General features: G+C 61.0%; 9 protein-coding genes. All 9 read right to left on the bottom strand.

Going from position 1 to position 8,226, the window contains the following annotated elements:
- Positions 1 to 617 precede the first annotated feature (617 nt).
- Positions 618 to 2,345 carry a LeoA/HP0731 family dynamin-like GTPase gene (locus P8014_RS19695; RefSeq protein ID WP_337819037.1) on the bottom strand — a complete coding sequence of 576 codons (1,728 nt, stop codon included), beginning with the start codon at positions 2,343 to 2,345 and terminating at the stop codon, positions 618 to 620.
- Positions 2,320 to 3,942: a hypothetical protein gene (locus P8014_RS19690; RefSeq protein ID WP_337819036.1), complete on the bottom strand. Its 1,623-nt coding sequence runs from the start codon at positions 3,940 to 3,942 to the stop codon at positions 2,320 to 2,322. The genes P8014_RS19695 and P8014_RS19690 overlap by 26 nt, the downstream gene beginning before the upstream one ends.
- Positions 3,943 to 3,974: 32 nt before the next feature.
- Positions 3,975 to 4,538: a hypothetical protein gene (locus P8014_RS19685; protein ID WP_337819035.1), complete on the bottom strand. Its 564-nt coding sequence runs from the start codon at positions 4,536 to 4,538 to the stop codon at positions 3,975 to 3,977.
- 365 nt (positions 4,539 to 4,903) lie between these two features.
- A complete protein-coding gene (locus tag P8014_RS19680; RefSeq protein WP_337819034.1) occupies positions 4,904 to 5,986 on the bottom strand; it encodes a hypothetical protein in 1,083 nt (360 codons plus the stop codon).
- A gap of 3 nt (positions 5,987 to 5,989) precedes the next feature.
- Positions 5,990 to 6,964: a hypothetical protein gene (locus P8014_RS19675; protein WP_337819033.1), complete on the bottom strand. Its 975-nt coding sequence runs from the start codon at positions 6,962 to 6,964 to the stop codon at positions 5,990 to 5,992.
- A gap of 44 nt (positions 6,965 to 7,008) precedes the next feature.
- Complete coding sequence (locus tag P8014_RS19670) at positions 7,009 to 7,230, bottom strand: hypothetical protein (protein WP_337819032.1); 222 nt, start codon at positions 7,228 to 7,230, stop codon at positions 7,009 to 7,011.
- A gap of 13 nt (positions 7,231 to 7,243) precedes the next feature.
- The gene (locus tag P8014_RS19665; RefSeq protein WP_337819031.1) at positions 7,244 to 7,486 is read right to left on the bottom strand and encodes a hypothetical protein; all 243 of its coding nucleotides are present in this window, start codon (positions 7,484 to 7,486) and stop codon (positions 7,244 to 7,246) included.
- 223 nt (positions 7,487 to 7,709) lie between these two features.
- Positions 7,710 to 7,844 (bottom strand): hypothetical protein, encoded by a 135-nt coding sequence (locus P8014_RS19660; RefSeq protein ID WP_337819030.1) that lies wholly within the window; start codon positions 7,842 to 7,844, stop codon positions 7,710 to 7,712.
- A 133-nt stretch (positions 7,845 to 7,977) separates the two neighbouring features.
- Positions 7,978 to 8,226: hypothetical protein (locus P8014_RS19655; RefSeq protein WP_337819029.1), on the bottom strand; the 249-nt coding region annotated here is incomplete at its 5' end.

The following is an 8,226-nucleotide window of genomic DNA, read 5'->3' as shown; positions in this document are numbered from 1 at the left end:
ATCGAAGCCAATAGGCCGGCGTCAACGACGATGACGTCGTGGTTCGCGCCACCGTGGACGGATACGTGAGGGGCCAAACACCTCGCCGGCTGAATCAGCAATAAATCAGCGTGTCCCTAAGGTGAACAATTTTATTCCGCCCTATATAGATACCGGAGTGTTCCATGTATCCAAATGCAAGATCGCAATACAACACACTCCCGAGTTTCGGTTTTACAGGATCCCGAAAGGTATCAATTAGGCTTTCACCGATGTTTATTATGGGATTCAGCATCAGATATCTCCACATGCAGTAATCTCCAGCTAACAAATAAATCGTCATTGTTGCTCAAGAACTCAGGTCTCGGATAGGCCATAAACGGGTTCAGATCCGTTGCTCTGCCACATCAGTCGGCTATCAGTTGGACAGAAACGATAACAAGCTCAAGCTCGGGGGCGTCGCATGGACAACGCGATATTCCCGCATGGATAATCACGCGCGACAACGAGTAACGGGCTTATGCGACAGAACAAAGGTGTTGGGGTAAGAAAAAGTAGACCCCGTACCGCGCGATTACCGGGAAGGTGAAAAGTGTAAAAAAGTTAAGGTGTCACCGTATTTCCTAAATCTGCGACCTTTACTTCTGCTGTCCAATCGCCGGCATCGACAAGGTACCCAGCCGCTTCTGCACGCTTTCCAGCCGAACCCGATTGTCCGCAATAGTGCGCGCGCTGTCGTTCATCGCAGTAACGACCTTCTCGAACTCCCTGAGCTGAGGTGCGAAGCTGTCGAACAGCTTTTCATCGTCTGAGAGGATCGCATAAATATCCTTGAACGGCGCCTTGATCGTGTCCACAATCGACTGTTTCACTTCTCGCAACTCCGCCTCCCGCTGGTAATCCTGTTGCGCCTCCACCAGTTCAGTCACCACTGTGATCGCAGCTCCTGCGGCCGGTGCGTATTTGACGACGTTTCCGGAGAGTTTCGCTGCGCCCCAGGGCTTGAACTTGATGGCGATGCCAGTCGCGTTGCGTAGCGTGTCGCGGGCCGCGAAGATCGAGGCTTTCAAGATCGATGGATCCATCTTGCCCAATCCTTTCAGCGCGGCACCCGCACCCTTGGCGGCCATGCCGCCCATCGAATCCAGGAAACTTTGGTTCGAATCTAGCTCACGCTCGATATCGAGCGTGAGGCGGCTTGTCACCGCCGAGGACTGTGAGAAAAACCGATCAATCGCACCCTTGATCTTGAGGTTGAGCTTGTAGCCAACAGTTCCGTCCTCGTAGCCAAGCTCATCCTCGAGAAATGCGCGGATGCCCTGCAACTCCAACGACCGCGTCTGACCGAGCAATTGTTTCTCGATGCCGTCAAGCTCGGCGAACAGCTCAGCACCCAGTCGTTTGATCTCGCTGCGACCGGCCTTAATGTCCTCTTGAATGCGGCTGCATTCCTCGCGGTTCTGCTGCTCGAACGATTGCAGTAGGTCCATTTCCTCGCGGGCAATCGTGATTTTCTTCCCGACGATGTCACGAACGACGTCGAGCCCGGTCTTTGCGCGCAACACCTCCGGCACGGTCTGGCTCAGAATCTTGCTGGTCGTCTCCTTAAGGTCGTTGATGCGCGAACGGGCTTCGTACTGTTCCAGCTTCGAGAACCAGAATTCGAGGCCACGCTTATTAGGGTCGGATGCGAGGCAAACGATATTGAGTTTGCTGACCTCCTCGGCACTCAGACCCGCCACGCGTTGCAGCTTGGAGGACAGATTTTGTTTCTTGATCGCCGCCTGCTCTGCGAAGAGCGTGCTTTCGGTAAGGTCCGTCACCGCGTCCATCTTGTTGATGACGAAGATGGTCGAAGTCAGCTTGTTCAAGTCTCGCAGCAGCCAGCGGACGATGGCACCATGGCTGTCTCTCAGCGGATTGGTTGCATCGACGACGTACAGGATCAGATGGGCCTGTGAGATGTAGCGTTTGGTGATGTCTTCGTACATCACCTGCTCTCCGTCGACGGTTTTAACCTTATCGCCGAAGAGGCCTGGCGTATCGACGATCTCGCACTGTCCAGGCAGGCCCTGCGGGTGATACACCGCGAGCCTATCCGACGACTCGTCCATGTCGATATTCATATCGTCCATGACCTTGCCGAGCCAGGCCGCAATGACGTTGGTCTTTCCATCAGAGTAAGCGCCCAGCAACGCTATTCGAAGCACATCCGATTGGACTGATTCCACGGCATCCGAGACTTTGCCGATATCCCCATCGACATCTATTCCCACCTCACCGAGCTCCCCGAGCAACTCACGCAGCTTCGCGAGCGCATCGAGTGTGGCCTGCTTATCGCTACTGAATTGCTCGAATGCTTCCATAGGGCATAGCCTCCAGTTGATTTTTCAGATTCTTCATCATATCGATCTGCCGGTCGACGACCTCAAGCGGTCGCGCGAGTTGTGCCTGAACGCCGTCAATCTGGGCACGCACTTGGTCGATACTCTCTCGCGCTGGAGTGAGCAGCGCCTCGTTTTCCCTCTCCAAGCCTGCCAGGAATTTCTGGCGCTGAGTGTCAATTACCTCTCTGAGCTTGCCCTGGGCCTTGCGAACACGATACGCGCGTCCACGGACATGCCCCCAGGCCCAAGCCCCTAGGCCGATCAGTGCGCCTGCGATCGCACCGGCCACGTTACCGACAACCGGGATGGCGGAGCCTAGACCAGCACCAACCAGTGCGAACGAGCCGACCTTGGCGAGAATGCCACCGAAGTCGCTTAGGCTGAGGCCCATATCCAGGTCCGATGCTGAGTAGGCGAACTGCACGGCGCTCGTCTCCAGGTCGGTCTCGAACCTAACACGACTCACGTCTTTCACCAGCCGTTCCAGCGCTTTTGTGACCATTTCCTGGAGGTTTGTCGCCTCCTTTTGGAACTGCTCCTGGAGTTCTGGTTTTAATGCATCTCGCCGCGAGCGGAATTCTCGTTGGAACTCCGACTGGATCGTCTTCTCCTCGCCGAGGTGCCGATCAACGATCTCATCGGCCTCGTCTGCGAACTCGTTGAAGAATTGGTTCCCGATGTTCTTGCGGCCGGCTGGAACGAGACGCTCGAAGGTCTGCAAGGCGCCGGTAATTGTCTCGTGGCATTTCTTGAACTCGGGCCGGACTTTCTGCATGAACAGCTCATGGTCCCGTTGCGCGGTCTCGAGAACGACGATATTTTCTGCCAGCAGCTCACGCACCTTGGTTTTGTTCGCCTCGATGATGTCTTCCTTGAACGTGCCGAGCTTGCCGCGCAGGATGTTGGCCACCGACTCAATCTGGCTAAAGGAGAGCATGGCGCTTGGTGATCGGAAGTACTTGAGGTAGTTGCGTTGCTGGATGAAAAGATCCCGGTCGCGCGAGGGGTGGATCGTGGTACGTCTGGATTTGCGATCAATAGCCAGAGCACTGAAGGCGAGCAAACCCTGGATGCAATGTCCCTCCATCAATATCTCGTCACCCAGCGAAGCACGTAGGACGCCCATCGTCTGTTCTAGGGCGGTATTCGATCCGCCATGCGCTTCGAGGGAATCCCGGTCCTCCTCGAACTCGTAAGCATCGGCGTTGCCGCGTACGTTAAGCAGCGGACACACATGGCTACCGCGATGGAGATAGGAACGGATTTTCTCAGCAGTCGCCTTCTCCGGCTTTTTATTGGTTCCGTTGACGTAGAACACCAAATGAGCGCGCGCAATGGCCTCCTGCACCATCGATGTGAACCGCTTCTCGTCTCCTTCGATTCCCGGGACGTCAACGAGCTGAAACGTCTTATCTTGGAAGTTCAGCGTGTATGTGACGTTGCCCTTCGTAAAATCTGCCTCGCCGGTGCCGATGATTCGACCGTCGATACGGATTGCACGGCGCCGTGCCGTCTCGAGCTCGACGCTAGCGGTCGCCACGGTCGGAAGCAGCTCGCTGACGAGGTTCTCGACCATACTTGTCAATCTGCGCTCCACTACTCTCGCCGTCACGCCAATAGAAAGTGCGCGAAGACAGCACCGAGTGCGCTGCCGAAGGCAACGCCGATGACACCAGCAACCAGTATGCGTGTCCTGATTCGTGCAGCCGATTCTTCCCGTAGGATCAGGCTCAGCGCCGAAGTGCTTCGCTGAATCGCTTCGATTTCACCTACATAATGCGTGCTGAGTTCGTACATCTGTTCTCGAATGCAATTGACTTGGGCATCAAGTGCTTGCTTGTACTTTTCCAGATTGCCTGCGTTCTGCTCCAGCAATTGCTGCCTAGTCTCCTCATGGAAAAGTATCCGTAGCGACTCGAGAATGGTGCTTTTGCCGGCATTGGTCTCGCCGAAAAAAGCGATGGTGAACTTGTCCCACTCAGCGTGGCGTTCCAGCAGATTTAGCTCGTCATCAAACCGCGCCTGGATGTCACGCAGGCGGGCCATCATGTTACCTATTTCCTTTTGGCCCTGTTCGTGATCGACTCTAAGCTCGGAAATATCCAGGAGCGCCGCGCTAATGCTGGCCGACACGTTTGAATAGAGACGATTAAAGTCCTGCTTGGGATCCATGTGATTCCTGCATGCCTCCGATCATTAGAGAGAGTAAGCAGAATTCTGCAAACGCTCCCGCTTCTAATTTCTGACACCGATCTTTGCGTTTCATGCTTAAAGCGCGACACCTGCTCCAAGGTCGATTGTTCAATTCCTCCGCTAATTTGGTCAAGCGCCGATGCTAAACATTTCGGAATTACGGTGACACCTTACCATTTACACTATTTCATAAACTGAATAGCCAACATGTTTATGCTCCTGAGAATGAGAGTTGTTGTTGAATAATTGATTCGAGGTGTACAGAACGATCTTGCGGCGTTTTGCTTGTCCTGATTTTTCGGGTGTCGCTCAGCGGTTCAAGACTACCACCCCCCACCCCTCAATCACACCGCCCCCGCCACGCATTCCAGCGCCACGCCCGCGCACCGCACGGCCTCGATCCGGGCGTCCAGCGCTGCGCCTTTCGTCTGCGCTTCGCCGAGGCGGCGCTCGATGTCTTTTCCGCGTTGTTCGGCGGCGTCGATGAGCGCGTACAGATCGGCCGCGAGCCGCTGGGCGGCGCTTTCGTAGACCTGCGTCCTGAACCGTTGCCGGATGCGTTCGACGGCGGCGCGTGCGGCCTCGCGTACCGTGTCGGCCGGTGGGGTTTCGCTTTTCGGGGGCGCGGCGGCGGCGTTCTGCGCTGTGAGGTATTGGGCGGGTTCGGGTTCGGGTTCGGGTTCGCATTCGTCATGCATCGCGCAAGCCGTCCAGTCGATGCCGTCCAGCGTGGGTCTGGGCAGTTCGCCGCAGTCGACGGTGTCGCCGTGGCGCGCAAGCCGGATGTCGAGCGCGTCCAGCGCGGCGGCGATGCCGGGGGCGACGGTGTGGGCGAAGTCCGCGCGCAGCCGTGCGGTCGCGGCGGCGGCCATGCGGTCGGTGTCGCGCAGCGCGCGGTCGATGGCGTGCGCGGCGGCGGTCGGACGTGCGGGGTCGGGTTCGTCGAGGAGGCCGGGCGTGTCCGCGAGGTGGCGCTCGACCGCGTCGTGGGCCAGGGTCTGCCAGTCGGCGGTGGCGTGGTAGAGGTCGGCGAGTGTGTCCAGCCAGTCGTTGACGGTCTCGACGATCGGGCCGACGAGGGTTTCGGGCCGCAGGGCGCGAAGGTCGCCACGCAGGGCGTCGAGGCGTTGCGCGAGGGCGCGGCGTTCGGCGTGCAGCGCGGTTTCGCGCCGGGTAAGCCACGCGCCGAGATCGGCGGCGGTTCGACGGCAGGCCGCCGCGGCGCGGGTGAGCGGTTCGGCCGGGCCAGGCGCGGGCGCGCTCTGGAGCTCGGCGTGCAGGGCGGCGAGGTCGGCACGGCGGGCGGGCCAGTCCTCGGCATCGCGTCGCGTCGGGTCCGATACGCCCGACGCTGCCGCATCGAGCAGGCGGCGCAGGTGGCCGAGGCAGTGCAGCAGGGCGTCGCGGTTCGGGGCGCTGGAGGTCATGGTTCAGCCGGCTGCCTCGGCGGCGGGTTGCGGGGCCTGTGCGCTGCGCTGGCGTTCGAGGCACTGTGCGGCATCGGCACGGTAGCGCTCGATGTCGCGGGCGAGGACGTCCAGTATGTGTTCTTCGAAGGCCTGCCGCTGTGTGTTGACGGCGCTTTCGAGCGCGGTGTCGGCGACGTCGACCAGCGAGCGTTCCCAACCCTCGCGGGCGTCTTCGGAGAGGGTGTAGCGCGCGCCGAGGAAGCCGTCGTGCCGGCTGGGGATGAAGTCCAGCGCGACGCTGGGCAGCGGCAGGGTCCAGGGGGTGGCGCGCGGGGCGAGCGGTGGCAGGCAGTCGGCGGCAGTCGTCGGGCGGGCGCGGTCGAGGCGTTCGAGTTCGGCATGCAGTTGCGCGGCGAGCGTACGGGCGAGGTGGTCGATGTTGCGCAGGGTGTCGTTGACCTGGCGTTCGAGCAGGGCGATCTGGCGGGTCGCCTGGGTATGGCTGATCAAGGTGCTGAACAACAGGGCGTCCCGGCTCCATTCGGGGTCCTGGTCGCCGCCGCGCACGGACCACAGCGGGTCGCCGTCGCGGGCGTCGATGACGAAGGTGCCGAACAACTGGTAATTGCCGACCGCGCTCTGGGCTTCCGAGAGCCATTGGTCGGCTTCGTCGCGGGCTTCTTCGAGCGCGTGTTCCCAGCCGGCGCACAGCGCCGCCAGGGCGGCGTCGGGGTCGGCGGGCGCAGCGGAGTCTTGCGGCGACGCGGTGCCGGGGGCAGGCGCGTCGAGCCGGTCGAAGGCGGCGGCCAGCGCGTCGATCTGGGCGCGCAGGGCGGCGTGGTCGTCGTCGGCGGGGCTGTCGGCGTCGCCCGCGGCGTTCGGCGGCAGGGCGTCGAGCCAGCGGGGGTCGCTGCGCAGCGCGTGCAGCATGTCGCGCAGGGCGGCGATGGGGGGCGTCGGCTCGGCGGGGTTTGGGGTGGCGGTATCCGGGGACATGGCGTGACCTCTCGTTTGGCGGTTGAAGGATCGGGGTGCGGCGGTCAGCCGCGCAGGCAGCGCCCGCTATCGCGCACGTTCGCCGCACCGCAGCGCGGGCAGCGGTTGGGCGCGAGGCGGCGCAGGAGACGCGGCAGCCAGGCGTCGTCCAGCCGGCTGTCCAGGGAGAAACGGTGGCCGCAGGCGTTGCAGTCGTAGAGCGCCCGGGTTCCGGTCAGTGGCGGGTAGGCGGGCAGGAGGCGTTCGCAGTCCTTGCGCGTTAGCATGGCCTTTCTCCGGTCATGCACGGCGCAGGTGGCCGGCATCGCAAGCATCGGCGTGGCGCGCGTGGGACTTGCCGCGCAGGTGCGCGACTTCCTCGCGCAGCAAGGCGACTTCGCGCCGCAGCAAGGCGATGTCTTCGGGGGCGGCCGGCTCGGGGCCGAGCACGCGGCGGTTGATGAGCGTGCGCAGGCCCTCGGCCGTCTTGAGCAGGCCGTAAGCCATGATGACGAGCAGGGTTAGTGCGAACAGTCTGGCCATGGTGTATCCCCCTTCCTGCGCTGCGTGAGGTGCAGCGATTCAGGCGGGAGTGTAGATGGGGCAGGCGACAAACTGCGTCGTCGAATTAACGATCAAACACCATTGATCGCAGAAAATGGGGCGAGCTGATTCGGGCGATCAGCGGCGATGCGACCTTGTCGATGCTCGACCGGACTCTGAACAGTTGGTTGCGGAGATCGCGTGACAGGCTGGCCTTGACCGATCAGCCGCCTGATTCTCCCGGCAGTCTGGTCCGCCCCTCTATCGCCGCCGCGATGTTCGCATCCGGGCGTAGCGCCACCCATTGGCTCTCCGAGGCTTTGTCCTTCTCGCTGCCGCGCCAGACGATCACGGCCATCGATTGCTTTTCGAAGACCAGATCACATCCACGGCGGCTCGGATGCGCTAAGGAAACGCTGATTCGCGCCCGAAACCATGCTCCGGACACAGAACAGCGGTCACATCATCCACGATCAGAGAAGCATGAATCATCACGCACCGCCCTCCACCTGAGCGGCAAACAACGGCGCATACACCCGCTCAGCCAACTCGGCAAAACGCACACCCAACGGGTCGCGATCGCGAAACGCCAGACGGTTATAAGCGTCATCGGCCTCGCCAGCGACGAACTGATTACCCGCCCACACCTTCGCAGCGGCCACCAGCGCAGTCTCCGCGTCATCGCCCTTGCGCAGCAACCTCTCGGCATAGGCCAGGCTCGTCTCGGCAAAGAATGGCAA

The organism is Acidihalobacter sp. (genome assembly GCF_037381185.1).
GTDB lineage: Bacteria > Pseudomonadota > Gammaproteobacteria > DSM-5130 > Acidihalobacteraceae > Acidihalobacter_A.
The sequence above is the reverse complement of the archived record's forward strand: the minus strand, read 5'-3'. Positions and strand labels throughout refer to the sequence as shown.